The 26055-nt window shown below is 61.7% G+C and carries 28 protein-coding genes; 15 read left to right on the forward strand and 13 right to left on the reverse strand.

Going from position 1 to position 26055, the window contains the following annotated elements:
- Positions 1 to 51: 51 nt before the first annotated feature.
- The gene (locus V8P77_RS18420; RefSeq protein WP_018448111.1) at positions 52 to 843 is read right to left on the reverse strand and encodes a class I SAM-dependent methyltransferase; all 792 of its coding nucleotides are present in this window, start codon (positions 841 to 843) and stop codon (positions 52 to 54) included.
- Positions 844 to 896: 53 nt separating this feature from the next.
- On the opposite strand from V8P77_RS18420, the gene gloB reads away from it, so the two are divergent.
- Together gloB and V8P77_RS18430 are read left to right on the forward strand one after the other, a co-directional pair.
- A complete protein-coding gene (gene gloB / locus V8P77_RS18425; RefSeq protein WP_335913710.1) occupies positions 897 to 1667 on the forward strand; it encodes a hydroxyacylglutathione hydrolase in 771 nt (256 codons plus the stop codon).
- Positions 1667 to 2089 carry a cupin domain-containing protein gene (locus tag V8P77_RS18430; protein WP_335913711.1) on the forward strand — a complete coding sequence of 141 codons (423 nt, stop codon included), beginning with the start codon at positions 1667 to 1669 and terminating at the stop codon, positions 2087 to 2089. Before gloB ends, V8P77_RS18430 begins: the two co-directional genes overlap by 1 nt.
- Before the next feature lie 3 nt (positions 2090 to 2092).
- On the opposite strand, the gene yddG is transcribed toward V8P77_RS18430, so the two are convergent.
- Positions 2093 to 2983 (reverse strand): aromatic amino acid exporter YddG, encoded by an 891-nt coding sequence (yddG, locus tag V8P77_RS18435; RefSeq protein WP_335913712.1) that lies wholly within the window; start codon positions 2981 to 2983, stop codon positions 2093 to 2095.
- Positions 2984 to 3014: 31 nt separating this feature from the next.
- Positions 3015 to 3797 (reverse strand): DUF3108 domain-containing protein, encoded by a 783-nt coding sequence (locus tag V8P77_RS18440; protein ID WP_335913713.1) that lies wholly within the window; start codon positions 3795 to 3797, stop codon positions 3015 to 3017.
- A 242-nt stretch (positions 3798 to 4039) separates the two neighbouring features.
- Between V8P77_RS18440 and rpmB the strand changes: the two genes are divergently transcribed.
- Together rpmB and V8P77_RS18450 are read left to right on the forward strand one after the other, a co-directional pair.
- Entirely contained in the window at positions 4040 to 4336 is a 297-nt protein-coding gene (gene rpmB / locus V8P77_RS18445; RefSeq protein ID WP_018243798.1) for a 50S ribosomal protein L28, read from the forward strand.
- 112 nt (positions 4337 to 4448) lie between these two features.
- Entirely contained in the window at positions 4449 to 5084 is a 636-nt protein-coding gene (locus V8P77_RS18450) for a VUT family protein (protein ID WP_335913714.1), read from the forward strand.
- Position 5085: 1 nt separating this feature from the next.
- Here the strand turns inward: V8P77_RS18450 and V8P77_RS18455 are convergent, their stop codons facing one another.
- The 5 genes from V8P77_RS18455 to V8P77_RS18475 all read right to left on the reverse strand — a co-directional run bounded on the left by V8P77_RS18455 (position 5086) and on the right by V8P77_RS18475 (position 10612).
- Complete coding sequence (locus V8P77_RS18455; RefSeq protein ID WP_335913846.1) at positions 5086 to 5634, reverse strand: ATP-binding protein; 549 nt, start codon at positions 5632 to 5634, stop codon at positions 5086 to 5088.
- 93 nt (positions 5635 to 5727) lie between these two features.
- Positions 5728 to 6765: an esterase-like activity of phytase family protein gene (locus V8P77_RS18460; protein ID WP_335913715.1), complete on the reverse strand. Its 1038-nt coding sequence runs from the start codon at positions 6763 to 6765 to the stop codon at positions 5728 to 5730.
- Positions 6766 to 6778: 13 nt separating this feature from the next.
- On the reverse strand, positions 6779 to 8680 hold the full coding sequence (cobT, locus tag V8P77_RS18465) for a cobaltochelatase subunit CobT (protein ID WP_335913716.1): 1902 nt from the start codon (positions 8678 to 8680) through the stop codon (positions 6779 to 6781).
- Between the two features lie 12 nt (positions 8681 to 8692).
- Positions 8693 to 9685: a cobaltochelatase subunit CobS gene (cobS, locus tag V8P77_RS18470; protein ID WP_003543345.1), complete on the reverse strand. Its 993-nt coding sequence runs from the start codon at positions 9683 to 9685 to the stop codon at positions 8693 to 8695.
- A 309-nt stretch (positions 9686 to 9994) separates the two neighbouring features.
- A complete protein-coding gene (locus V8P77_RS18475; protein WP_335913717.1) occupies positions 9995 to 10612 on the reverse strand; it encodes a J domain-containing protein in 618 nt (205 codons plus the stop codon).
- A 102-nt stretch (positions 10613 to 10714) separates the two neighbouring features.
- Between V8P77_RS18475 and V8P77_RS18480 the strand changes: the two genes are divergently transcribed.
- Positions 10715 to 10999 carry a BolA family protein gene (locus V8P77_RS18480; RefSeq protein ID WP_017962315.1) on the forward strand — a complete coding sequence of 95 codons (285 nt, stop codon included), beginning with the start codon at positions 10715 to 10717 and terminating at the stop codon, positions 10997 to 10999.
- A 47-nt stretch (positions 11000 to 11046) separates the two neighbouring features.
- Here the strand turns inward: V8P77_RS18480 and V8P77_RS18485 are convergent, their stop codons facing one another.
- From V8P77_RS18485 to V8P77_RS18495, 3 genes are read right to left on the reverse strand one after another with little or no spacing between them, the layout of a single operon-like run.
- Positions 11047 to 12357, reverse strand: coding sequence for an HlyC/CorC family transporter (locus V8P77_RS18485; RefSeq protein ID WP_335913718.1), 1311 nt, complete (start codon positions 12355 to 12357; stop codon positions 11047 to 11049).
- A complete protein-coding gene (aroB, locus tag V8P77_RS18490; protein WP_335913719.1) occupies positions 12357 to 13487 on the reverse strand; it encodes a 3-dehydroquinate synthase in 1131 nt (376 codons plus the stop codon). The genes V8P77_RS18485 and aroB overlap by 1 nt, the downstream gene beginning before the upstream one ends.
- Positions 13484 to 14074: a shikimate kinase gene (locus V8P77_RS18495; protein ID WP_335913720.1), complete on the reverse strand. Its 591-nt coding sequence runs from the start codon at positions 14072 to 14074 to the stop codon at positions 13484 to 13486. The genes aroB and V8P77_RS18495 overlap by 4 nt, the downstream gene beginning before the upstream one ends.
- A 148-nt stretch (positions 14075 to 14222) precedes the next feature.
- Between V8P77_RS18495 and V8P77_RS18500 the strand changes: the two genes are divergently transcribed.
- From V8P77_RS18500 to V8P77_RS18540, 9 genes are all read left to right on the forward strand, one after another.
- Positions 14223 to 14399, forward strand: coding sequence for a hypothetical protein (locus tag V8P77_RS18500; protein ID WP_012759201.1), 177 nt, complete (start codon positions 14223 to 14225; stop codon positions 14397 to 14399).
- Positions 14396 to 15358, forward strand: coding sequence for a site-specific tyrosine recombinase XerD (gene xerD / locus V8P77_RS18505; RefSeq protein ID WP_507237389.1), 963 nt, complete (start codon positions 14396 to 14398; stop codon positions 15356 to 15358). The genes V8P77_RS18500 and xerD overlap by 4 nt, the downstream gene beginning before the upstream one ends.
- Positions 15359 to 15420: 62 nt before the next feature.
- The gene (locus tag V8P77_RS18510) at positions 15421 to 16374 is read left to right on the forward strand and encodes an acetyl-CoA carboxylase carboxyltransferase subunit alpha (protein WP_077977783.1); all 954 of its coding nucleotides are present in this window, start codon (positions 15421 to 15423) and stop codon (positions 16372 to 16374) included.
- A 196-nt stretch (positions 16375 to 16570) separates the two neighbouring features.
- Positions 16571 to 17797, forward strand: coding sequence for a L,D-transpeptidase family protein (locus tag V8P77_RS18515; protein WP_335913722.1), 1227 nt, complete (start codon positions 16571 to 16573; stop codon positions 17795 to 17797).
- A 5-nt stretch (positions 17798 to 17802) separates the two neighbouring features.
- Complete coding sequence (locus tag V8P77_RS18520; RefSeq protein WP_151518076.1) at positions 17803 to 18027, forward strand: sulfurtransferase TusA family protein; 225 nt, start codon at positions 17803 to 17805, stop codon at positions 18025 to 18027.
- Between the two features lie 561 nt (positions 18028 to 18588).
- Positions 18589 to 19566 carry a TRAP transporter substrate-binding protein DctP gene (locus V8P77_RS18525; RefSeq protein WP_168310326.1) on the forward strand — a complete coding sequence of 326 codons (978 nt, stop codon included), beginning with the start codon at positions 18589 to 18591 and terminating at the stop codon, positions 19564 to 19566.
- Between the two features lie 147 nt (positions 19567 to 19713).
- Positions 19714 to 20292, forward strand: a complete 579-nt coding sequence (locus V8P77_RS18530; protein ID WP_335913724.1) for a TRAP transporter small permease — start codon at positions 19714 to 19716, stop codon at positions 20290 to 20292.
- A 4-nt stretch (positions 20293 to 20296) separates the two neighbouring features.
- Positions 20297 to 21577, forward strand: a complete 1281-nt coding sequence (locus V8P77_RS18535) for a TRAP transporter large permease (RefSeq protein ID WP_335913725.1) — start codon at positions 20297 to 20299, stop codon at positions 21575 to 21577.
- A 9-nt stretch (positions 21578 to 21586) separates the two neighbouring features.
- Positions 21587 to 22360 carry a FadR/GntR family transcriptional regulator gene (locus V8P77_RS18540; RefSeq protein ID WP_335913726.1) on the forward strand — a complete coding sequence of 258 codons (774 nt, stop codon included), beginning with the start codon at positions 21587 to 21589 and terminating at the stop codon, positions 22358 to 22360.
- Positions 22361 to 22391: 31 nt separating this feature from the next.
- On the opposite strand, the gene V8P77_RS18545 is transcribed toward V8P77_RS18540, so the two are convergent.
- Positions 22392 to 23552: a CobW family GTP-binding protein gene (locus V8P77_RS18545; RefSeq protein WP_335913727.1), complete on the reverse strand. Its 1161-nt coding sequence runs from the start codon at positions 23550 to 23552 to the stop codon at positions 22392 to 22394.
- A gap of 18 nt (positions 23553 to 23570) precedes the next feature.
- Positions 23571 to 24704 carry a D-alanyl-D-alanine carboxypeptidase family protein gene (locus V8P77_RS18550; RefSeq protein WP_335913728.1) on the reverse strand — a complete coding sequence of 378 codons (1134 nt, stop codon included), beginning with the start codon at positions 24702 to 24704 and terminating at the stop codon, positions 23571 to 23573.
- Positions 24705 to 24862: 158 nt separating this feature from the next.
- On the opposite strand from V8P77_RS18550, the gene V8P77_RS18555 reads away from it, so the two are divergent.
- On the forward strand, positions 24863 to 26026 hold the full coding sequence (locus V8P77_RS18555; RefSeq protein WP_025396231.1) for a M20 aminoacylase family protein: 1164 nt from the start codon (positions 24863 to 24865) through the stop codon (positions 26024 to 26026).
- Positions 26027 to 26055 lie beyond the last annotated feature (29 nt).

The raw sequence follows: 26055 nt of genomic DNA on the forward strand, positions 1-26055 counted from the left end.
GGAGCGACGTTACCTCCTGCATTCAAAGTGCTGCAGCGTCCTTTGCGCGTCTTAAAAGACGCGCGGCGCTGTCGTGCGTGTGGTCGGTACACCATGGGGTGCGAGAACCGGCACGAAGACGCGGCGGGAGGCCCGCGCCGCAACCGGCAGCCCCTGATAGAGCCGCTTCTGCGCTTCGACGATGATGACGCCCGAGAATGCCGGCCACAGCGTTCGGCCGATCCGCTCGAAGGCGCGGCGAAGGCGCAATATGGTCCTGAGCTTAGAGGGCGGGAAGAACAGCGCTTCAGCTGTCGCACCCGGCGTGAAATTCGTCTCGCGCAGCAGATTAGTCAGCTGACCGCGGGAATAGGGGCGGCCCGAACCGAAGGGCGTATGTTCCATGCGTGCCCAGACGCCGCGCCGGTTCGGCACGACGATGACCAGCCGTCCGCCCGGCGCCAGCACCCGCCAGAGCTCCTTCAGCGTCTCGCGCGGGCTTTCGGCGAACTCCAGCGAATGCACCATCAGCACCCGGTCGATCGAGGAGTCCGGCAGCGGCAGTTCCTCGTCGAAAATCAGCGCCGTCGTCGAAAGCGAGCCCATCGGCCAGTTCACCGCGCCCTGCCCGGCTGGCATGAAGGCGAAGGTGCGCTCGGTATCGGCCTGGAAACGGTCGAGGAAGGGCACGGCATAACCGAGGCCGACCAGACGCTCCTGCGGCAGCCGCACCCAGAGCGAGGACAGCGCCATGGCGATCGACTGCTCGGCAAGACGTCCGAGCTCGGAGTGATAGAACTGGCGTAAGTCGACGATATCGGCGTGCATTGCGACAAATGTTATCAGCGGGCGGTTGGACTTCAAGGCCGGAACCTCTACATTTCCGCGAGACTCCTGGGATAAGGGATTATTGAACGATGAAACCTTTGGAATTAGACGTTTTTCTCTGCCGCACCGACAATTTCGGCGTTCTCGTGCACGATCCGGAGACAGGCTTTACCGCGGCGATCGATGCACCGGAGGAGGCGCCGATCCTGGAAGCGGCGACACGTCGCGGCTGGAAAATCACCCATATCTTCACCACTCATCATCACACCGACCATGTCACCGCCAACTTGGCGCTGAAGGAGCAGTTCGGCTGCGAGGTCATCGGCCCGATCAACGAGGCCGTCGCCATTCCCGGGCTCGACCGGGCGATGGCCGATGGCGACAGCTTCCTTTTCGGCGATCACACGGTCAACGTCATCGAAACGCCCGGCCACACCGCCGGCCACATCTGCTATCACTTTGTCGACGATAAGCTGCTGTTTGCCGCCGACACGCTGTTTGCGCTCGGCTGCGGCCGGCTGTTCGAACGCCCGGCCGCCGATATGTGGCATTCCCTCCAGAAACTCGCCGTGCTGCCCGATGAGACGGCCATCTATTTCGGCCATGAATACACATTGTCCAATGCCCGCTTCGCGCTGACCGTTGATCCCGACAATGAGCGCCTTAAGAGCCGTGCCGCCGAGATCGAGACCTTGCGCGCCGACGGCAAATTCACCATCCCGACGACATTGGGGCTGGAAAAGGAAACCAACCCGTTCCTGCGCGCCGCCGATCCGGCGATCCGCCGTAATCTGGTGATGGAAGGCAAGACGAACGAGGAAGTCTTTGCAGAGATCCGCAAGCGCAAGGACCATTTCTGATGTCGCCTGAGGACATCATCCGCGAACTCGGCGTGCAGCCGCATCCCGAAGGTGGCTGGTACGTACAGACATTCCGCGACAAGGCGGGCGGAGAACGCGGCCATTCGACGGCGATCTATTATCTGCTGACCAGGGGACAGCGTTCGCACTGGCATCGCGTCCATGACGCCGCCGAGGTCTGGCATTATTACGCCGGCGCGCCGCTCTCGCTGCACCGCTCGGAAGACGGAACGGCAAGCGAGACCCTGACGCTCGGAACGAATCTCCCTGCCGGCGAGCGGCCGCAGGCAATCATTCCCGCCAATTGGTGGCAATCGGCCGAAACCCTCGGCGATTTCACCCTGGTCGGCTGCACCGTCTCGCCCGGCTTCGAATTTTCGAGCTTCGAGATGGCGCCGCCCGGTTGGAAGCCCGGCGGTTGAGGTCTACTCCGCCGCTGCAGGCTGTGCCTGGCGCTTGCGGCGGAACATGTCCTGGGCGGCGAGCACGGCCCCGCCGGTGACGAGCAGGCAGGCGAGAGCAATGCGCCAGCTCGGCTCGGCAAATCCGAACAGCACCAGAATAAGCGTCGAAAGAAGTGGTGCTGCATAACTTGCCGCGCCGAGGATTTGGATATCGCCGTTCTTGACGCCGTAATCCCAGGCGTAGAAGGCGGCACCGACCGGAAAGAGCCCGAGCCCGGCGACGGCGACCCATTCGAAAACGGTTTCCGGCCAGACGGTCGTCTCCAGGCCGAGATGGCAGAAGAGCGACAGGATGGAGGTCGCAAGGCAGAAGCCGGTAACGACATCCGTGGAGACGGCGTCGAAACGCCGCGTCAGCAGCGAATAGCCGGACCATGTGAAGGCGCAGAGAAAGGCAGCACCGTAACCGATCGCATAGGCGCCGTCGAAATCAATGCCGTTGCGGCCGACGATCAGGAAGGTGCCGCAAAGTCCGGCAAGCGCGCCCGCCACATGATACCAGCGCAGCCGTTCGCCCGGCAGCAGTGCCGAACCGACGACGATCAACAGCGGCCAGAGATAGGCGACCAGCCCCGCCTCCACTGCCGGCGCGTTCCGGAGCGCGGTAAAATAGAGGAAATGATAGCCGAACAGCCCCGCAATGCCTGTTATCCAGACCTTGGCCGGCTGCTTCAGCAGCGCCAGCCGCGAGGGGTTGAGGGTAAGAACCACAAGGCCGGGAATGCTGCCGATTGCAAAGCAGACTGCCGAAAGCTGGAAGGGTGGCATCTTGCCGGAGGCGGCCGTGAACAACGCCAGGAACGACCACATCAGAATGGCCGTGAAACCGATCAACGTCGCGCGAAGCTTCACCTGTCCCCCTTCACGGGGGACGAAGCCCCCGTCAGCTGTTGCTGCCGTATTTGACGGCAGTGATCGTCACCATTCCATATTCGGTTGGAATGCGCACATAGACAGGAGCGTATACATTTGCCGCGTCCGACTTGGCAAACCAGATTTCCATGCGGTTGCTCTTGCTGAGATAGTCAATGTCCTTGCGGCCTTTCTTGTAGCCCGAGCGCGGTACGAAGCGCACACTGCAGACGGTCGCCTTGCCCTTGAAGCCATTGGTGGAAAAATCCTCGTCGCCCTTCGGCGACAGCACCAGATCCATGCGCGTCTCGCCGTCGAAGATCGGCAGCGTCTGCGAGCAGACCTTGGTATCGCCGGTGAAGACCAGGCCGGAGATCGGATCGAGCACCGAGCGCATGTCACGCGGCGTGACGTCGATCCAGTTCTTCGGACGCTTCGGCATCGGTGTCGTCGTCGCCGAGATAATGTTGCCGTTGCGGTAGCTGACCTCGTAGACGCGGGCCTTCCTCTTGCCGCTCTTGTAGTAGAGCGAATATTTCAACGCCTGCAGCCTGTTCTTGCGCACGACGCCGGTGACGCTGGTCTTGGCCGAAATCGTCGTGATGAGATCGGCAAGACCCGCGGAATTGATGTCGCCGGCGATCTTGTAGCTGTGATCGTCCTCGATCTGCGTCAGGAACGCGGCGCGCGCGATCGGCAGGCCGGCGAGCGCCACCCGGTATTCCGTCCGATGCTGAATTTCGGCCGCCGATGCCGGTATGGCAAGAAGTGCGGCGATGGCCGAAATGAAAATCCGTCTGCCCGAATGAGCCATGGAAAAAGCCTTGTCTTGCTGCGCGCCGGCAGGCCCTTGCTGAGCGCTCTATACTCCTGCCGCGAAGGGAAGAAAACAGCAGCTTTTTGACAGAATTGCGGGAAAGGCCAAGGTTTGGCTTGACGCGAGCAGCCTGTCTGACTATAGAACCGCAACTTTCCAATCATGCCCGTTGGATTGCGCCCCTGGCTTTGCCGGGAATGGCAATTCGATGGCCCGAGAAAAACAAGAATAGGTGTTCCATGTCCCGCGTGTGCGAATTGACCGGCAAGGCCGTCCTGACTGGTAACAATGTCAGCCATGCCAACAACAAGACCAAGCGCCGGTTCCTGCCGAACCTGTGCCAGGTAACGCTGATTTCCGACGCTCTCAACCAGCGTTATCGTCTTCGCGTTTCGGCTGCCGCTCTTCGCTCCGTCGAGCATCGTGGCGGCCTCGATGCCTTCCTGCTGAAGGCCAGCGAAAACGAACTGTCGATGCGCGCGCGCCTGCTGCGCCGTCAGATCGCCAAGAAGACTGCTGAAGCCGCTGCTGCGTAAGCTTCTGCCCTTCTTTCATACGGCTTCAAAAGGCTTGAACGGATAATACCGGACAAGCCTTTTGCATTGCCGGTTTGCTCCTCCAACTGGTGGCATCACCCAGGATAAAAAAATGCTGAAGACCCGCTATACCATCGCCTATGTCGCGCTGATGACGCTCGTCGTCGTCGCCTCCAACTTCCTCGTCCAGTTTCCGCTGAACGCAGAAGTCGCCGGCATCAACCTCGCGGACATCCTGACCTGGGGCGCCTTCTCCTATCCGATCGCCTTCCTGATCACCGATCTGACCAACCGCCAGTTCGGCCCGCAGGCAGCCCGCAAGGTCGTCTTTGCCGGCTTCGTCGTCGGCGTGACGCTCTCCTTCTTCACCTCGGCGCCGCGCATCGCCATTGCCTCCGGTTCGGCCTATCTCGCCGGCCAACTGCTCGATATCGCCGTCTTCAACCGCCTTCGCCGCCAGGCGTGGTGGCGCGCGCCGCTGGTCGGCTCGCTGATCGGCTCGGCGCTCGATACGGTGATGTTCTTCTCACTGTCCTTCGCCGCCTTCTTCGTCTTCCTCGGCCCGAACGATCCCTTTGCGCTGGAAGCAGCCCCCGTCCTCGGCGTCTTCGCCACCGAGGCTCCGCGCTGGATTTCCTGGGCGATCGGCGATTTCGCCGTGAAGATGATCGTCGGCCTCGTCATGCTGCTGCCCTATGGCGCGCTGATGAACGTTCTGCGGCCGATGCAGGCCGCCCGCGCAAATTAAATCACGGACGCCGCCGGACCGCACCGGCGGCGATGGCAGGATGCAGCAGAACCTCTGCGGCCAGATTGTCGATCTCTAGCGATGAATCAAGCCGCAGCACCGGCGCTGTCTGTGTTTCCAGCCATTGCTCATGTGCCGCAAGGCTGCGGCGTTCGGGACCGGCCGTATCGTAGCTGGCCGCCCATTCCAGGAATTCCCCGCTTTTGACGACCATGTCGCCACCCGGCCTGATTCTTTTGCCGTATCGGGCAATCTCGCGCGCAAGGATGCGCGCCATTCTAAGCTCAGGATCGATCCTGAGAAACACGATCAGATCGTAAAGCGGCTCGAGCGGCCTTCCCCATTTCAGCGCCGATCCGGAGAGGACCCAGCCTTCATGCCGCGCCACCTCATCGAGGAGCAGCCCGATGCGCTCGTCAGCATCCCTCGGCGTCGTGAACGGCGGATCAGTCGGCAACCAGAAGAAATCGTCGGTGTCGAGATGGGCGATATCGAGCTTTTCGGCAAGCGCACGGCCGAGTGATGTCGTGCCGGAACCGGACGCGCCCATGACATGAATATGCACCTGGAACTCCCCTCCGAGGCTGCTTTCCCGGTATCGCGGGGATAGCCGAGGCATATGACATCGGTCTGACGTTTTGGATCAATTCCGCTTCTGAGAACTCGGCGCTGCCCACGCGGCCTCTTCCGAAAGCCGAAATTCCAGCATCAGATTGCGCTGCAGGATCGAATGATTGTCGTCCGACACCAGGATGATATGGGTCGTACCGTCGGCGGCCTGGAAAGCATCGAGCCCTTCCATATTGTCGATCTGCGAGTTGAAATTGCCTTCCAGCAGCAAGTCGCCGTCGACGACGGCGTCGGGCCTGATGTCGGCGCCCTTGATGCGCCGAAGACGCATGCCGATGCCTTCGGCCATGTTGAAGCGGCGCTCCAGCAGCAGCAGGTCGCCGTTCGGCAGGAAAGCACCGTCGGTGATGTCGAAGCTGCCGTCCCGCTTGACCGAGAAACGGCCTTTCAGCGGCCCGCTGAGAATGGCCGCCAGCCGGTTGCCGTCGTTGTCGAGACCCCGTTCGGAAACGACGACCACGCCGCCCTTGAGCGGGCTGGATGCCGGCGCCGCAGTGATGGTTTCGATGCCGCGGTTGTCGCTCAGCATTCTCCGCGGGATGAGGATCGGCAAAGTGGCGATCGCTCCCGAGCCGGCAAAGCCGGGATCGGGATAGACATCGACGCGATGAGCCTGCTCGAAGGAGACCAGGATCCGGTCGCCGTCGAGCGCCAGGCCTTCGGCATCCATATGTCCCTTGCCTTCGAAGCTGCGCCCGGCGCTGTTCTTCATCGGCGTGATCTCGACATCCGAAAGGCCGGAAAGCCTGCCCTTGACGTCGCGCTCGATGCCGCCGGTCAGCCACTGGCCGGTATCGAGCACGACGACGAAATGTTTTTGGTCCGGCCGGAAACGGATGGAGGAGAGCGAGCCGAATAGCGCTCGGCTGGAGACCATCTCCAGCCCGCCGAGAAATTCCAGCGATCCGAATTGCGTCTCCGAAGAGCCTATCCTGAAATCGGAGATTTGCCGGCTAATGACCGGCACGTCGTCGCCGGCCCATGACGAGGAAGCGCCGGCCGCAATACAGAGGGCGATCGACGCCGCATGGCAGAGACGCTTGACCGTCATTCTTCCCGCGACGTCAGCCGGCACGGCGTATCCGGCCGCCGCGCGGCTGGACGGATTGGTCCTCAAACAGTGAGGCAAGCTGCTCGGTCATCGCACCGGCAAGCTCGTCAGCATCGACGATCGTTACGGCGCGGCGATAGTAGCGCGTCACGTCGTGGCCGATGCCGATCGCCAGCAGTTCGACAGGCGAGCGCGTCTCGATCCGTTCGATGACGGCGCGCAGGTGCCGCTCGAGATAATTGCCCGGATTGACCGACAGCGTCGAATCGTCCACCGGCGCGCCGTCCGAGATCATCATCAGGATGCGGCGCTGCTCGCGGCGCGCGAGCAGGCGATTATGCGCCCAGATCAGCGCCTCGCCGTCGATATTTTCCTTGAGCAGGCCCTCGCGCATCATCAGCCCGAGATTGGCGCGCGCGCGCCGCCACGGCGCGTCAGCCGACTTGTAGATGATATGACGCAGGTCGTTGAGACGGCCTGGCGTCTGCGGCTTGCCGCCGGCGAGCCAGTTTTCACGCGCCTGCCCGCCCTTCCAGGCTTTGGTCGTAAAGCCCAGGATCTCGACCTTGACGCCGCAGCGCTCAAGCGTGCGGGCAAGAATGTCGGCGCAGGTGGCGGCAACCGTGATCGGCCGGCCGCGCATCGAGCCGGAATTGTCGATGAGCAGGGTAACGACCGTATCGCGGAACTGTGTGTCGCGCTCCATCTTGAAGGAGAGCGCCTGCATCGGATCTATGATGATACGCTGCAGCCGCGCCGGATCGAGATAACCCTCTTCCAGATCGAAATCCCAGGAGCGGTTCTGCTGCGCCATCAGGCGGCGCTGCAGCCGGTTGGCGAGACGGCCGACAGCACCTTGCAGATGCGCCAGCTGCTTGTCGAGGAAGGCGCGCAGGCGCTCCAGCTCGGCGGCGTCGCAAAGTTCCTCGGCGGTGATGATCTCGTCGAACTCTTCGGTAAAGACGTGATAATCGACCTTCTCGTTGAAATCGGCGAAAGGCGTATTCGGTCGGCGGGTCTCGCCCGGCGTTTCGGAATCGTCCTCACCTTCTTCCATCAAGTCGTCGTCGGAGATTTCGGCGCCCTCGGTCTCGCCGTCCTCCATCTGCTCGTCGGCAACTTCACTGTCCTCGACGGGGGCGGCATCGGTGCCGGCATCCTCGTCGACCTCGTCCTGGTCCTGTTCGTCGCCGCTCGACTGGTCTTCCTGCTCCGATTGGTCGTCATTGTCGGCGTCGCTGTCATCGTCGCCGTATTCCTCGGCCATTTCCATGGCCGACAGCATGTTGCGGATGACCTTGGCGAAGGCCTGCTGGTCGTTGATCGCGCTCGACAGATTGTCGAGTTCGGACCCTGCCTTGTCCTCGATAAAGGCGCGCCAAAGGTCGAGCACCTTGCCGGCGGAGGCCGGCGGGCGCTGGCCGGTCAGCTTCTCGCGCACCATCATCGCAACCGCTTCGCCGACCGGTGCGTCTTCCTGGCGCTCGATGCCGGTAAAATTCGCCTTCGAATATTTCTCATCCGTCATGGAGCGCAGGTTCGACGCCATGCCCTCCATGCGCAGCGCGCCGATCGATTCGACACGCGCCTGCTCGACCACATCGAAGATCGCCCGGGCATCCGAGCCCTGCGGCGCCATCGTCGCATGCACCTTCTCGTCATGGCAGGCGAGCCGCAGCGCCATCGAATCGCCGAGACCACGAGTGACCGCCAGCTCATGCGCCGTCGGCCGCTTGGAAAGTTCCGGCAGCCGAATGCGCTCGCCGGTCATCCCCGGCCGTTCATTGGCGAAGGTCACCTCGACGTCGCCATCGCCGGCGATCGAGCGCACGCAGCCGGTTATCGCCCGGCGCAATGGCTCGACGTCGACAGGCGCGCCGGGCTTTGCTTTCGAATTGTCACCGCGAGCTGCCATGATCGGTCGGTCTCAAGCTCCGAGAACGATATTGGCGGCACTTTCCTTCAGCTCGACGCCGAAGGCCCGCTGATAGTGCTCGGCGACCAGCGGACGCTCCAACTCGTCGCACTTGTTGAGGAATGTGACGCGGAAGGCGAAGGCGAGATCGCCGAAGATCTCGGCGTTTTCGGCCCAGGTGATGACCGTGCGCGGGCTCATGACGGTGGAGAGATCACCGTTCATGAAGGCAGCGCGCGTCAGGTCGGCGACGCGCACCATCTTCGACACGGTCTCGCGGCCGCCCTTGTCCTTGCCGAAGCTCTTCACCTTGGCGGAGACGATATTCACTTCATGATCATGCGGCAGATAGTTCAGCGTGGTGACGATCGACCAGCGGTCCATCTGCGCCTGGTTGATCTGCTGCGTGCCATGATAGAGGCCGGTCGTGTCGCCGAGGCCGATCGTATTTGCGGTCGCAAACAGGCGGAAGGCCGGATGCGGCCGGATGACGCGGCTCTGGTCGAGCAGCGTCAGGCGGCCGGAGGATTCGAGCACGCGCTGGATGACGAACATCACATCGGGACGGCCGGCGTCATATTCATCGAAGACGAGCGCGACATTGTGCTGATAGGCCCAGGGCAGGATGCCGTCCTTGAATTCGGTGACCTGCAGCCCGTCCTTGACGACGATCGCATCCTTGCCGACGAGATCGATACGGCTGACATGGCTGTCGAGGTTGATGCGCACGCAGGGCCAGTTGAGGCGCGCCGCCACCTGCTCGATATGCGAGGACTTGCCCGTGCCGTGATAGCCGGAAATCATCACGCGGCGGTTATGGGCGAAGCCTGCGAGAATGGCGAGCGTCGTGTCGCGGTCGAACAGGTAGTCGGTGTCGAGATCCGGCACATAGGCGTCGCCCTTGCTGTAGGCGGGAACGCGGATGTCGGAATCGATGCCGAAGGCCTCGCGAACCGAAACGGTGGTATCGGGCAGTTCTGATATATCCAGGTCGATCTTGCTCATCATGTCTCCAAGGCGGGTGACGCCACCCGGCCATACTGTCTCAGGCCATGTCGCAACCAGACGCCGCGTTTTTTATTCCGCGCCCGTCCAGGTCGGAACGTCGGCGATACTTCTCCGGGACTGAAACGAAACCTCGGCGGGATAATGACCGCGTGCGAGCATTCTTGAAAGAGTCCCGGACAAGAAACGCCGCGTCCGGAAGGTCGGCGGAGGCGATGTCGGGAAAACGCACAAATATGAGCCGCGTTTGCCTGCGGCCTCAGCCGATTTGGACCATACCCGATTGAAGCCCAAGAGCAAGGACGGGAACTAACAAAAACCGTTCTGCTTCAACAATTGATAGGCTTGGATGACGGCGCGGAAACGCTCCTCCGAGCCGCGGTCGCCGCCATTGGCATCCGGATGGTGTTTCTTCACCAGTTCCTTATAGCGGCTCTTGATCTCCGCCGATGTCGCATTGGCATCGAGGCCCATCGTTTCGAAGGCCTTGGTCTCAAGCGATTTCAGCTTGCGCGCCTGGGGGAAACGCGGTCCGCTGCCTTTGCCGCCTTCCTTGACGAAGCCGAAGGGATCGCGAACGCGGGTATAGGCGCCGGAACGGATCTCCGAATGCAGCGGACTGTCCTTCGCCGCCTTGTTGACGCCGACCGTCCATGTCGGCCGATGGCCGGTGGTCGCCTCTTTCTGGTAACGCGCGATCTCGCCGTCCGAAAGACCGGAGAAATAGTTGTAGCCCTTGTTGTATTCCTTGACGTGCTCGAAGCAGAACAAGAAGAACTGGCCTTCTGCATTGCGGCCGACGGGAGCGCGATGCGCCCCCTTCTTGTCGCACCCGTCCCATTGACAGGTAGGCGGCGCCTGCTCTGTCTCCGGCTCGCGTTTGCGGCGTGTTCGGATGCGATCGAAATATTTGGAATCAAGTCTCATGACGGCGCTAATTATGGGGCTGTCGCGAAGCGACAACAAGAATTGACAAACGGGAATGTTGCAGGCTTGTTAGGAACCCTTTTCGCGAACCAGCAAGACCGGATGATGACCCTGCGAACCCGCATCGAAGAAAAACTTGTCAAAGCCTTCGCGCCCGAACGCCTGAGCGTCATCGACGAAAGCCATCTGCATGCCGGCCACCAGCCTGATATCACGGGCACCGGCGAAACCCATATGCGGGTGAGGATCGTTTCCGGAAAATTCGCCGGCATGTCGCGGCTGGCGCGTCACCGGGCCATCACCGACCTGTTGAAACCGGAGCTCGATGCCGGCCTGCATGCGCTGGCCGTCGAACCGGCTGCACCTGATGAACCGACCCGCTGGTAGCCGCACGCAACCCATATGGGCACTGGCCGTTCGAGATCCAAGCAGAATCAGGTTGGCTTGGCGCCGTCTTCCCCGGCCGGGCGGATGCGCAGCTTGGTGATGCGGTTCTTCTCCCGCTTCATGACGACGAAACGCTTGCCGTAGAAGGTGAAGGCCTGACGCTCTTCCGGGATGGTCATCGATTCGTGGATGACGAGGCCGGCGATCGTCGTCGCCTCCTCATCGGGCAGGTTCCAGTCGAGGGCGCGGTTCAGGTCGCGGATCGGCACGCCGCCGTCGACGACGACGGAACCGTCGGCCTCCTGACGCACGCCCTGTATCTCGATATCGTGCTCGTCGGAAATGTCGCCGACGATTTCCTCGAGAATATCCTCCAGCGTGACGATGCCCTGCACCTCGCCATATTCGTCGACGACGACGGCGAAATGCTGCTTGCGGCGCAGGAAGGCATTGAGCTGGTCCTCGAGATTGGTGCTGTCGGGCACGAACCACGGCTTCTGCGCGATCTTTCCGATATCGAGGTTCTGCGGCTCCATGTTCGGCTCGGCAAGCGCCCGCAGCAGGTCCTTGGCGTGGACGACGCCGATGATGTTGTCGATCGTGCCGCGCCACAAAGGCATGCGCGTATAGGGACTTTCGAGGATGACGCGCACCACCGCTTCCGGCGCATCGTCGGCGTTGATGGCCCGCATCGCGGTGCGGTGGACCATGATGTCGGACAGTTCGAGCTCGCTGAGATCGAGTACGCCGCCGAGGCGATCACGGTCGGCCTTCACCACCGATCCCTCGCGGTGCAGCAGATCGACGGCGCCGCGCAACTCCTCATGCGCCGTCAGCATCGATATCTCTCGTGAGAGATTGATACCGAACAGCGAAAGAATCTGCCGCACGATTGCATTGACGAAGGAGGAAACCGGGCCGACGACGGCGACGAAGAGCTTGGCCGGCAGCGCGACGGCGAGTGCGAAGCGTTCGGGCGCCGAAATCGCCCAACTCTTCGGCAGCACTTCGGCGAAAATGACCAGGATGACGGTCATCGCAAGCGTCGCCAGCGCCACGCCGGAACTGCCGAACAGCCCGAGGAAGAGGCTGGTGGCGATCGATGAGGACAGGATATTGGCGAGATTGTTTCCGATGAGCAGCGCGCCGATCAGCCGGTCGCGCCGCTCGATCAGCTGTCGGACGAGGCCGGCGCGTTCGTCGCCGTTGACTTCGAGCGTATGGACACGGCTGCGCGAAACGGCGGTCAACGCGGTCTCGGAGCCGGAAAAGAAGGCGGACATGAGCACCAGCGCCGTGATCGAAAGGATCTCCGGCCAGTATGTCGAAAGAAATGCCAGAGCGCCTTCGACCGACATCAGGCGCGTTTTTCTCGGAGAAAGCTGATCACTTCGGACGCCGGAACGTCGTCGGCGACGAAGGACTGGCCGATGCCGCGCGTCAGGATGAAAGTGAGCCTGCCGCTCTTGACCTTCTTGTCCTGGGCGATCGCGTCCATCAGCGTTTCGGCCGGCGGCAGGTCGCCTGGAATGCCGGACATGCGGGTCGGCAGGCCGACCTCCTTCAGATGCCGCTCGACGCGCCGCGCGTCGTCGGGGCTTGCAAGGTTCATCCGCGCGGAGAATTCGTGCGCCAGCACCATGCCGATCGAGACGCCCTCGCCATGCACCAGGCGAGAGCTGTCATAGGCGGTCGCCGCTTCCAGCGCGTGGCCGAAGGTATGGCCGAGATTGAGCAGCGCCCGCTGGCCGTTCTCGCGCTCGTCGGCAACGACGACATCGGCCTTCGCCTGGCAGCTTGCGGCAATCGCCTCGATGCGCGCCGAGCCGCCTGCAAAAACCGCCTTCCAGTTCGCTTCCAGCCAGGCGAAGAAATCCGGCTTGTCGATCAGCCCGTATTTGGCGACCTCGGCGTAACCTGCGCGGAATTCGCGCTCGCTCAGCGAATTCAGCACATCCGTGTCGGCCAGAACCAGATCAGGCTGATGGAAGACGCCGATCAGGTTCTTGCCGTGTCGGGAATTGATGCCGGTCTTGCCGCCGACGGAGGAGTCGACCTGAGACAGCAGCGAGGTCGGTACCTGCAGGAAGCGCACGCCGCGACGGACGATGCCGGCCGCAAATCCGGAAAGATCGCCGATGACGCCGCCACCGAGCGCGATGACGTAATCGTTGCGCTCGACGCGCGCCTCCAGCACCTTGTCGCAGACCGTCATCAGATGCTCGAAGCTCTTGGTCTTCTCGCCGGCCGGCAGGACGACCGCAGCCGAGGCGATACCTGCTTCATCCAGACTTGCGACGAGAGCTTTGAGATAGAGCGGCGCGACATTTTCATCGGTGACGACAGCCGCCTTGCGGCCCTTGAGGCGCAAGGCAATTTCGGCGCCGGCCCGCGCAATCAGCCCCGGCCCGATCAGGATGTCGTAGGCGCGCTCGCCGAGCGGCACATGCACCGTTCGGATGGCGGCGGCGGAGGTTATCGCATTCATGTCGCTGCACTTTCCTTCTGAGCTTCGATCAAGGCCTTTAAGACTTCGTCGGCCATGATTTCCTTGCGCACGTCCCGCGAAAGCACCGTGAGATCGGCCTGCGCATAGATCGGATATCGCGCATTCATCAGGCCCTCGAGCGTCTGCTTCGGATTTTCGGTCTTGAGCAGCGGCCGCGTGTCGCGCTTGGCGACCCGGTCCCAGAGCACGTCGAGATCGGCCTTCAGCCAGACGGAAAGGCCGCCCTTCTTGATATGCTTGCGCGTCCGGTCGTCGATGAAGGCGCCGCCTCCGGTGGAGACGACGCGCGGCCCGCTCTTCAGCAGCCGCTTGATCACCCGCGCTTCCAGCGCCCGGAACTCCTGCTCGCCATAGGCGGCGAAAAGCTCGGCGATCGTCATGCGCGACACCCGCTCGATCTCGAGATCACTGTCGATGAAGGGAATGGCGAGCTGGCTGGCGACGATGCGCCCGACGGAGGATTTGCCAGCGCCCATCAGGCCGACAAGGATGAGATTGCGTGAACCGAGCGCGGCGCGAGCTCTGTCTTTCAGGCTGTCAGCAACGGTCAGCAGTTGTTCACTCATCGGTCCATTCACACTTTGTTTGCAAACGGTATCGACAAATGCAGATGGAGCGTCAAGTCGCAGGCAAGGGAATCATGGCTTGAACACCGCTTCTTGCACTTGCAGATAGGCTTCTTATAACAGAAGCAGAGCATGAAGGAGTTGCTGGATGCCGACCCTGTTCCGTTTCCTGTTCGTCTGCGCGATCCTCGCCGGGACGGTCTACGGAGCGATGCTGGCGCTTGTGACCTTCGTGGAGCCGCAGCAGCGCGACGTGACGATCCGCATTCCGTCCGAGAGGGTCAATCCGCCCGCCACGGGCGCAATCGACACGACCAGGAAGTGACCGGAATGGTGGATCTCGGCCGCGTCCATGTGGAATCCTTCCTGGAGATGATGAGCGCCGAGCGGGGTGCTGCCGCCAATACGCTGCAATCCTATGAACGCGATCTCGACGACGTCCGCTCCTTTCTGACGGAGCGCAGCATACGGCTTACCGAAGCCGCCTCCGCCGATCTCGCCGCCTATCTCTCTTCGCTCGCCCGAAAGGGCTTCAAACCCTCGTCCCAGGCGCGCCGGCTTGCCGCCATGCGGCAGTTCTACAAGTTCCTCTACGCCGAGGGACTGAGGACCGACGACCCCACAGGCATACTCGACGCACCGAAGAAGGGCCGTCCGCTGCCGAAGACGATGGGCGTCGAAGAGGTCGGCAGGCTGCTTTCACAGGCCGAGGTCGAAGCCGAGGATCCGACTCCGGGCCAGTTGCAGCGCCTGCGCATGCTGGCGCTGCTGGAACTGCTCTATGCCACCGGAATGCGGGTCAGCGAACTCGTCTCGCTTCCGGCCCGCGTGCTCGATCAGGAAGGCCGTTTCCTGATGATCCGCGGCAAGGGCAACAAGGAGCGGCTGGTGCCGTTGTCGCAATCGGCGATATCAGCCCTGAAATCCTATGGGCGCCTGCTGGCGGCCGAAAATGCAGCGGCGAAAGAGCCGCAGGAAAGCCCCTGGCTGTTTCCCTCCGTCTCGAAGGAAGGATACCTGCCGCGCCAGGTTTTTGCCCGCGACCTCAAGAACCTGGCGATCCGCGCCGGCCTACCGCCGTCGCTGATCTCGCCGCATGTCATGCGCCACGCCTTTGCCAGCCACCTGCTGGCCAACGGCGCCGATCTGCGCGTCGTACAGGAACTCCTCGGCCATTCGGACATTTCGACCACGCAGATCTACACACATGTCCTCGAAGAGAGGCTGCAGCAGCTTGTCCAGACGCATCACCCCCTTGCCAAACAGGCGAAAAAGCACGAATAGGACCGGCGACAAGGGGCGGAGCCAGGAAAACGCCCCCGGCACAAGGAACGGAAACGCACCTCATGCACAATTATCTCGACTTCGAAAAGCCGATCTCCGACCTCGAAGGCAAGATCATCGAGCTGAAGAAGCTCGCAACGGAAGACGAGAGCATCGACACCACCGATGAGATCGGCAGGCTGGAGGTTCGCGTCCGCGACGCGATCGTCGAAATCTATTCCAAGCTCAATCCCTGGCAGAAGACGCAGGTCGCCCGCCATCCGCAGCGCCCGCATTTTGTCGATTACGCCAAGACACTGTTCCAGGAATTCACGCCGCTTGCCGGCGACCGCAAATTTTCCGAGGATGCCGCGATCCAGGCGGGCCTTGCCCGTTTCCGCGGCCAGCCCGTCGCCGTCATCGGCCAGGAAAAGGGCAATGATACCAAGAGCCGCCTGAAGCACAATTTCGGCAGCCCCCGCCCGGAAGGCTACCGCAAGGCGATCCGCATTCTTGAAATGGCCGATCGTTTCGGCCTGCCGGTGATTTCGCTGGTGGATACGGCAGGCGCCTATCCCGGCGTCGGCGCCGAAGAGCGCGGCCAGGCCGAGGCGATCGCCCGCTCGACGGAAATGTGCCTCGGCGTCAAGGTTCCCCTGGTTTCCGTCGTCATCGGCGAAGGCGGCTCGGGCGGCGCCATCGCCATCGCCACCGGCAACAAGGTCTACATGCTCGAGCATTCGATCTACAGCGTCATCTCGCCGGAAGGGGCCGCCTCCATCCTCTGGCGCGATTCCACCCGCGCCCGGGAAGCGGCGACCAACATGAAGATCACCGCCGAGGACCTGAAATCGCTCGGCGTCATCGACGGCATCATTTCCGAGCCGCTCGGCGGCGCGCATCGCGATCCCGACAGCGTGATAGCAGCAACCGGTGACGTGATCGCCAGTGCTCTGGCCGAAATGGCACCCCGCTCGGGCGAGCAGCTGCGCAACGACCGCCGCCAGAAATTCCTCGCCATGGGCCGCAATCTCTAACGGACATTCGGCTCTTCGCCGATTGGGGCCAAATCTTGGCCACATTGATGTTATCTGTAGCATTCGCGCTTGCGGGGATGTTCCAGGCACGTCATAGGCTGGTAAGGACTTGTAAAGTATAAACCGTCTATGATTCCGGTTGATGCCCGGACTCCATGGGCGGACCGGGTCGCATTATCTTTATGGGCTAGTTGGGATGCGCATACGTCATTTTGCCTATATTTCCCTCATGGCGCTGGCTCTGTCCGGCTGCAATGATGCGTTGGAAACCGCGCAGGTCGATCTTTCCAAGATCAAGAACAAGGTCGAGCAGCCGCTTCCCAGCCATATCCTCGCGCAGATGTCCGCCAAGGGCATGGACCGCAATTCGCCGATCATGATCCGCATCTTCAAGGAAGAAGGTGCCATGGAGATCTGGAAGGCGAAGACCGACAACCGTTTCGACAAGATCGCCGATTACAAGATCTGCGCCTGGTCCGGCCGTCTCGGCCCGAAGGTAAAGACCGGCGACCGGCAGGCGCCGGAAGGTTTCTACGACCTGACGCGCGCCAACCTGAACCCCAATTCCAAATATTATCTGGCGATCAACACCGGCTTCCCGAACCGCTACGACGCCGCGAACGGCCGTACCGGCTCCGATCTGATGATCCACGGCGCCTGCTCGTCTTCCGGCTGCTATTCGATGACCGACCAGCAGGTGCTGGAGATCTACGCCTTCGCCCGCGACGCCTTCAAGGGCGGCCAGTCGACCGTGCAGCTGCAGGCCTTCCCCTTCCGCATGACGGCGGAAAACATGGTCAAGCATCGCCTCGACAGCAATTACGACTTCTGGAAGATGCTGAAGGTCGGCTACGACAATTTCGAAGTGACGAAGCGCCCGCCTGAGGTGAATGTCTGCGAGAAGAAATACGTCTTCAATCAGCAGGCAACCGACGGCGGCGCCTTCAATGCCGCCGGCAAATGCCCTGTTATGTCGACGCCGCCGGCACTGACGGCCGCCCTCGCCTCCTACGGCAAGACCTATGATGCCGATTATGCCAAGGCGATGAGCAAATTTGACGGCATGGCCTGGTACGATCCCACGGAAGCCGAGCGCAAGGCCGTGGTCGCCAAGCTGCGCAAGGGCCGCGAACTTGCTTACGCCCCGACCGGCACGTCGCTGGAAGCCGGCCGCATGGTCAAGGTCGCCGAACTCGAAGACCTGATGGCCAAGCGCACCGCGCAGGGCCTAGCCGCCAAGACCGCGCCGGGCGCCACGCCTGCAGCACCTGCCCAGCCGCAGGCAACGGCCGTCGCTGCCGCGACGCCCGCAGTCGTGCCGGTGCCGATGCAGAATCCGCTGGCCTTTACCGCGCCCGAACCGCAGGAAACGGCAGACGCCACGGCAAAGAAGCCGTTTTGGAAATTCTGGGCGAGGAACTGAACGGCTTGAACCCCGTTCTCTACGATCTTCGCGGCCTGAAATGCCCACTCCCCGTGATCAAGACACGCAAGAAGCTCGCCGCCTTGGCGAGCGGCACGCTCATTCGCGTCGACACCACCGATCCGCTCGCAGTGATCGATGTGCCGCATTTTTGTAATGAGGAAGGCCACGAACTGGTCGAGACGGTAAAGACCGAAAGCGGCCACCGCTTCCTGATCCGCAAGCGCTGACGCGCGTCGCCCAAACCAGTAAGCAGATCTAAAAGCCGCACGCGGTTAGGTATCTGACCCTTGCTCTTTGCGGGCGCATATCTCGCCGAGCATGGGACTAGCAAACCGTCAGGCTTCACCATTACTGCTGCCCGCGTCTCCGACCTTGCTTGCTCGCGCTTCTACAGCTGTCGATGGTAAGCAGCCAAAATTCATCATACAACTACACAGCTTTTGTATGTTGACATTATACTTTACAGGATCTAGCCATAATTGGCCGGTCGGAGGAACGGCAAGAATAGGGAGGCTATCGATCCAAGTCTTCGATTCCCATGAGAAGAGCGCAAGTGTTCGCGTGTAGAGGTAAGCAGCTGCTCCATCGGACACGATGGGCACTGTGAACCCTGTTGGTATGTCTCGATGAGCATCCTCCAACGCGCGCATCTTTCGTGCCGGACCATCAGTACCCGGTTGCGGAAATATTGCTTGAAGGAGGCGAAGCGTGCTGAGGACCTTCTTCTAAGTCGCAACGCCGGGATACCGACTCTGAGAATTAATCGTCATGCAAAACGGGAGGAGAGCATGAAAAACTTTGTTAAACTGGCGGCCGGTCTTATGGTTGCCGCTTCATTCATGAGCGGCGCGGCCAGCGCTCAAACGGTGCTGAAATCGTCCGATACACATCCGGACGGCTATCCGACGGTCGAGGGCGTCAAATATTTCGGTGAGCTGTTGAAGGAGCGCACGCAGGGCCGCTATTCCCTCGAGGTGTATCATTCCGCCCAGCTCGGCGAGGAGAAAGACACGATCGAGCAGGTTCGCTCCGGCGTCATCGAGCTGAATCGTGTGTCAATGGCGCCCTTCAACGGCACTGTGAAGGAATCGATCGTTCCGGCTCTGCCCTATATCTTCCGTTCGGAAGATCACATGCACAAGGTCATGGACGGCGCCATCGGCGACCAGATCAAGAAGGCGTTCGAACCGGCCGGTCTCGTGGTGCTTGCTTTCTACGATGCCGGCGCGCGCTCGTTTTACAACAAGACGAAGCCGATCAATTCGGTTGCCGACATGAAAGGTCTGAAGTTCCGCGTTATCCAGTCCGACATCTTCGTCGACATGGTGGCGGCACTCGGCGCCAATGCCACGCCGATGCCCTATGGAGAGGTCTATTCAGCGATCGAAACGGGCGTCATCGACGGCGCGGAAAACAACTTTCCGAGCTACGACACCGCCAAGCACGCCGAAGTGGCGAAGAACTACTCGCTGGACGAGCATACGATCCTGCCGGAAGTGTTCGTCATGAACAAGGCGGCGTTCGACAAACTGACGCCGGAGGATCAGGCGGTCTTCAAACAGGCAGCCAAGGACAGCGTCGCCAAGCAGCGCGAGCTGTGGTCAGCCAAGGTCGCTGAATCGCGCGCCAATGTCGAAAAGCTCGGCGCTCAGATCACCATGCCGGACAAGCAGGGGTTCATCGACGCCATGGCCCCGGTTTATGAAAAGCACGTGAAAGACGACGTGCTGAAGAAGATGGTCGAGGATGTAAAGGCTGTGCAGTAGCCCTAGCCTGCCTTCTTTGTCTCGGAAAGCGGCGTCGATTATCGGGGTGGAAAGTTATCTCCACCCCGGTTCACCGGCCGTTTCGTGAACATCTTGTCGTTTCCTCCTGACAAGGGAGAGTGAGCGCCCAAATTCGACGAGGTCCCTATGTCGAACAACCTGACACCCGTCGTCAATTCTCTGACACGCCTGAGCAACGCCGCCCTTTGGCTCGCGGGCACCGGCTTGGTGCTGATGACGGTCTTTGTCGCCTGGCAGGTATTTTGCCGCTATGTGCTGAATGACTCGCCGAGTTGGACGGAGCCAGGCTCGGTCATGCTGATGAGCTGGTTCATCTTCCTCGGCGCCGCCGTCGGCATCCGGGAGAACAATCATCTTGGTTTCGACGTGCTGCTTTATGTGCTGCCGAAATCCGGCAAGCGCGTCCTGCGTATGATCTCGGACGTCGTCATTCTCGCCTTCGGCGCCGGCATGGCCTGGTACGGCGGCGCTCTCATGAGCCTGACCTGGAACACAACCTTGCCTTCGCTGGGTATCTCAGGCGCGTTCGACTATCTGCCGCTCGTAGGCGGTGGCGTGCTCGCCGTCATCTTCTCGCTGGAGCGCATCGTGCTCCGCCTCGCCGGCGAACCGATTGACGATGCGCTGGATGAGATTCTGCCGGCGGAAATCGCCGTAGAGATCGAAAACATCAATGCCGATCCGAACGTCAAATTGAAAGTGTAGCGCGATGGAACTCTGGATCCTGTTCGGTGTTTTCACCACCCTGATGCTGATAGGCACGCCGATCGCCTTCTGCCTCGGCGTATCGAGCTTCGCCACGGTGCTCTACATGGGCCTGCCACCGCTGGTCATCTTCCAGCGGCTCAATTCCGGCATGAGCGTATTTTCGCTTCTGGCCATCCCCTTTTTCATTTACGCCGGCGACTTGATGGTGCGCGGCGGCATCGCCAGCCGCATCGTCGCTTTCGCCGCATCACTGGTCGGCCACGTGCGCGGCGGCCTCGGCCAGGTCAACATCGTCACCGCCACGCTGTTCGGCGGCATCTCCGGTTCGGCGGTGGCAGAAGCCGCAGCCGTCGGCGGCCTGATGATCCCGCAGATGAAGCAGCGCGGCTATGGCGCCGATTATGCGGTGAACGTCACCTCAATGGCAGCGCTGATCGCGCTGCTGCTGCCGCCCTCCCACAACATGATCATCTATTCGATCTCTGCCGGCGGCAAGATCTCCATCGCCGACCTGTTCACCGCCGGCGTGTTACCCGGACTATTGCTCGCGGTCGCGCTCATGGTGACGGCCTACATCGTTGCGCGCTCGCGCGGCTATCCGACGGAGCCCTTTCCCGGCTTTGTCATGGTGGCTCACTTGCTCGCCGTCGCACTCCCAGGGCTGCTGCTGATCGCCATCATCTTCGGCGGGGTGAGGTCCGGCGTCTTCACTGCGACGGAAAGCTCTTGCATCGCGGTGCTCTACGCGCTGCTGATAACCCTCCTGGTCTACCGGCAGATGAGTTGGAGAGACTTCGTTCACGCCACGCAGGGCGCCGTGCGCACGACGGCAATGGTGCTTTTGATTATCGGCACAGCCGCCGCCTTCTCCTGGTTGATGGCCTTCCTCAAGGTGCCTGCCTCGCTGGTGATCTGGATGAAGAGCGTCGCCGACGATCCGCTGACGGTGCTGCTCCTGCTCAATGTCCTCATGCTTGTGCTCGGCACTTTTATGGACATGGGGCCGACCATCATTATCTGCACGCCGATCTTCCTGCCGGTTGCGCAGGCCTACGGTGTCGATCCGGTGCATTTCGGCGTCATCATGATCCTGAATTTCGGCATTGGGCTGAACACGCCTCCAGTCGGCGCGGTACAATTCGTGGCTTGTGCAGTCGGCAAGATCTCGGTCTGGGAGGCCATGCGCTCGATCTGGCCGTTCTACGGTGCGGGCATCGTGGTGCTCGGTCTGGTCACTTACATCCCGGCGATTTCGCTGTGGCTGCCGAGCGTGTTCAAATAGGAGTGCGACATGGCGACCGACACAGCCGTAGATTTCAGGGTCGAGCGAAGGCCGAAACTCTCCGAAGGCGTCGTTTCGGCCATCCGCGCTCAGGTCGTGTCCGGAGTGTACGCGCCCGGCCAAAAGCTGCCGACGGAGAGCCGGATGGGCGAACTCTTCGGCGTCAGCCGCACCGTTGTCCGTGAGGCGATCGCAACCCTTGCCGCCGACGGCCTCGTCGAGGCGCGGCAAGGCGCCGGCGTCTTCGTCAAGAACCATCCGACGATTACCTTCGGTTCGATCAGCGCCGATGTCGGCAACAAGGTCTCCCATGCACTCAACATCATCGAGGTGCGCATGGGGCTGGAAATCGAGAGCGCAGGGCTTGCTGCGCTACGCCGCAATGCGGCGCAGGAAGCGCAGATTCAGGAAGCATTCTTCGAATTCGACCGGCTGCTCGAGCGCGGCGAAGCAACCGGCAAGAGCGACTTCGCTTTCCACCGAGAAATTGCGGCTGCCACCAATAATTCATATTATGTCGAAGTTCTCGATGCGCTTGGCATGCGGGCCATCCCCTGCGACGTCGCCTCGCCTTGGGGGACTGATAGCACACTGTCGCGTGACTATCAGGAAGGCCTGCAGCGCGAGCATCTGGCGATTTTGAAGGCGATCTCCGCCGGGGACGCGGAAGCTGCCCGCGCCACCATGCGCGCCCATCTGGCGGCAAGCCAGGAGCGCTATCGCACCCTTCTCAGCGGTCAGCAGGCCAAGTGGATGTCAAGCATTCCTAAACGCAAGACCTGAAGAAGATCGCATAACAACGAAAATCAATGATTTAAATCCGCATGCCGGGAATGGCGAGCGGATTGTCCGACAGCGCCGCACGATCGGGCATATCGATGCGCGGCTTGCCGAGGAAGGCGTCGAACAGATCCTTCACGAAAGCTTCCGGCAGATCCCGGGTGATCAGCACCATGCGCGTGCGCCGGTCTGTCGGATCCGGCCAGGCCGGAAGCCGCGCCGGCGGATGGAAGATGCTCTGGACCCCGTGCAGCACCAGCGGCCGATCCGGCCGGTCGGAAAGGGAAACGATCGCCTTCATCCTCAGCAGCTTCTCGCCATGGGCCGAGCGCAGCAGATCGATGAACATCTCGAGCGCCATCGGATCGATCGGCTTCTCCTCGATGATCGAGAAAGAGCGGATCGAGGCATCGTGACGGTTGACGTCGTGCGGGTCCTGATGCGCGTGACCATCATGATCATGACTGTGGTGATGGTGGCCGTGGTGATCGCCATCATCATGGTGATGGTGATGCGCTTCGTGCGAATCCTCGTCCTGCAGCCAACGGCCGACATCGGCGATCTTCGTCGCCGGATCATAAAGCCCGTTGAGCAGAACCGCGGCGCTGCCAGCCTCGGCGCTGTCGGCATCCATCATCACGGCGCGCGGATTGAGCGCCCCCAGCCGCTTTTCCAGCCCGTCCGTTGCCCCGGTCATCGACTTTTTCGAGACGATCAGCCGGTCGGCGACCGCCGCCTGCTTACGCGCTTCCTCGTGATTGTCGAGCGTCTGCAGCCCGTTCACCGCGTCGACGACGGTAACGACGCCGTCGAGCTCGAAATTGGTGGCAATGACGGGATTTCCCATGATCGCCTGCATGACCGGAGCGGGATCGGCAAGACCCGTCGTTTCGATGACGACGCGCTTCACCGGTTTGACGCGGCCTGTCTGCACGGCGTCCATCAGGTTCGCCAGCGTATCGACAAGCTCGCCGCGCACGGTGCAGCAGAGGCAGCCGTCGGACAGCTCGATGATCGAATCGCTGGAACTTTCGACCAGCAGGTGGTCGATGCCGACATCGCCGAATTCATTGATGATGACGGCCGCATCCTTCATGACAGGATCTTTGAGGATGCGGTTGAGCAGCGTCGATTTGCCGGCGCCGAGAAAGCCGGTCAGGATGGTGACCGGAATCCTGTCGTTGAGCGCGCTCATGTTATTTTACCTTAAAGCTTAAAAGGATGTCGGGCGCGGCATCGGCACCGGCACGTTGGCGATCGCGCCTGCCGTATCGCCGCGCGCCATTTTTTCCGACTGCGCGACCGGCTGCGCATCCTGGCCCGGAATGAGGCCGGCAAAGACGAATTGCGGATCGTGGTCCATCGGCTGGATATAGGGTGACTGCACCTTCATGCGGCCGACTTCGTCGCGCGTTTCGCTGCGCACCTTGGCGCCCTTGGCGCTGCAGATATCGGCGCTGATGTCGGTCACCTGGTCCTGCCCCGATCCATAGGGTCTCAACGAACCCAGCGTGTCGTTGCTGGCAGGCTGGGTGGTGAAGCCCTTCTGCAAAAGGTTCGCCGTCGCATCGGCGCGCGCTGCAAGGCTGTCGGTGCCGAGCACGACGGAGATCAGCGTGCGGCCGCTGCGGGTCGCCGACCCGATCTGGTTGAAGCCCGAAGCGCAGATGAAGCCGGTCTTCATGCCGTCCGCACCGGCGAAACGGCCGATCAGCATGTTGAGGCTCGGCACGTTCTGCTGGCCGGTGGTAAAACCCTCCAGTGCGAAATAACCGGCATATTGCGGAAAATCGCGGCGCAGCGCCACCGTCAGCACCGCAAGGTCGCGCGCCGTCGTATACTGCCCCTTGCCGGGCAAGCCGTTCGGATTGACGAAGTGCGAATCCGTCATGCCGAGCTTCAGCGCCTCGCCGTTCATCCGCGTCACGAAGCCTTCCTGCGTGCCGCCGATGGCTTCGGCGACCGCGACCGCCACGTCATTGGCCGATTTGACCAGCAGGATCTTCAATGCGCTATCGAGCGTCAGTTTCTGCCCCGGCTTGAAATACATCTTGGCGGCCGGCTGCGCGGCGGCGCGCTTGCTGATGACGATGGGCGTATCGAGGCTGATCTGACCGGCGCGGATCGCGTCGAACACGGTATAGACGGTCATCAGCTTGGTCAGCGAGGCCGGATACCATTTGCGGAAGGCTTCTTCATGCTCGAGCACGCGGCCGGTCTGCACATCGACGAGAATATGCGGATTGGCATGGGCCAGCGGAACGGAAGCCAGGAAAACGGCAGTCGCCGCTGACACGAAAGAAAGCGGCCGCAAGGCAGCAAACAAACGGAAGTGGCTCGTCGACACGGTTCGTCCTTCGGATATCAGGAAAATCTCGAAATCTTCCCCTATTTAGCCTATATGGCTATGACATGGCAAAGGTCATTGACTAAGTAATTTCCACAGCCTCACACCCCTTGTGATGCGATGAAAGATTGTCGAGATTTCATAACAGGAACGCCGATATGCCGATTTTGAACAGAGCCGCGGAGTTGCAGGACGAGGTCGCCGAATGGCGCCGCCACATCCACGCCCGGCCGGAACTCCTCTTTGCGGTGGAAAATACGGCAGCCTTCGTCGCCGAAAAACTCAAGCAATTCGGCGTCGACGAGATCGTCACCGGCATCGGCCGCACCGGTGTCGTCGGCCTGATCAAGGGCAAGGGCGAAGGCCGCCGCACGGTCGGCCTGCGCGCCGACATGGACGCCCTGCCGCTCACCGAGATATCAGGCAAGCCCTGGGCTTCGAAGACGCCGGGCAAGATGCATGCCTGCGGCCATGACGGCCACACCGCCATGCTGCTCGGGGCTGCGAAATACCTGGCCGAGACCCGCAACTTCAACGGCAATGTCGCGGTCATCTTCCAGCCGGCCGAAGAAGGCGGCGGCGGCGGCAATCTGATGGTCAAGGACGGCATGATGGAGCGCTTCGATATCGAAGAGGTCTACGGCATGCACAACCTGCCGGGCCTGCCGGTCGGCCAGTTCGCCACCCGCAAGGGCGCCATCATGGCGGCGACCGACGAATTCACCGTCACCATCAAGGGCCGCGGCGGCCACGCCGCCCAGCCGCATAAGACGATCGACCCGATCGCCATCGGCGCCCAGATCATCGCCAATCTGCAGATGATCGCCTCGCGCACCGCCGATCCGCTGCGCTCGGTCGTCGTCTCGGTGACCAAGTTCAATGCCGGTTTCGCCCATAACGTCATTCCGAACGATGCGACCTTCGCCGGTACGGTCCGCACCCTCGACCCCGAGGTGCGCACGCTCGCCGAGAAGCGGTTCCGGCAGATCATCGAGGGCCTGGTCGCAGCCCACGGCGCCGAGGCCGAAATCAGCTTCCACCGCAACTATCCCGTCACCGTCAACCACCCGGATGAGACCGAGCACGCGGTCGCCACCGCCAGTGCCATCGCCGGCGAAGGCAACGTCAACGCCGAGATCGATCCGATGATGGGCGGCGAGGATTTCTCCTACATGCTGAACGCACGCCCGGGCGCCTTCATCTTCATTGGCAACGGCGACAGCGCCGGCCTCCACAACCCGGCCTACGACTTCAACGACGAAGCCATCGCCCACGGCATCTCCTATTGGGTCCGCCTCGCCGAACAGCGCCTCGGTCTCTGACAACAATTAAGGCTTGGCTTCCCGCCAAG

This window comes from Rhizobium aouanii, assembly GCF_037002925.1.
Taxonomy (GTDB): Bacteria; Pseudomonadota; Alphaproteobacteria; order Rhizobiales; family Rhizobiaceae; genus Rhizobium; species Rhizobium aouanii.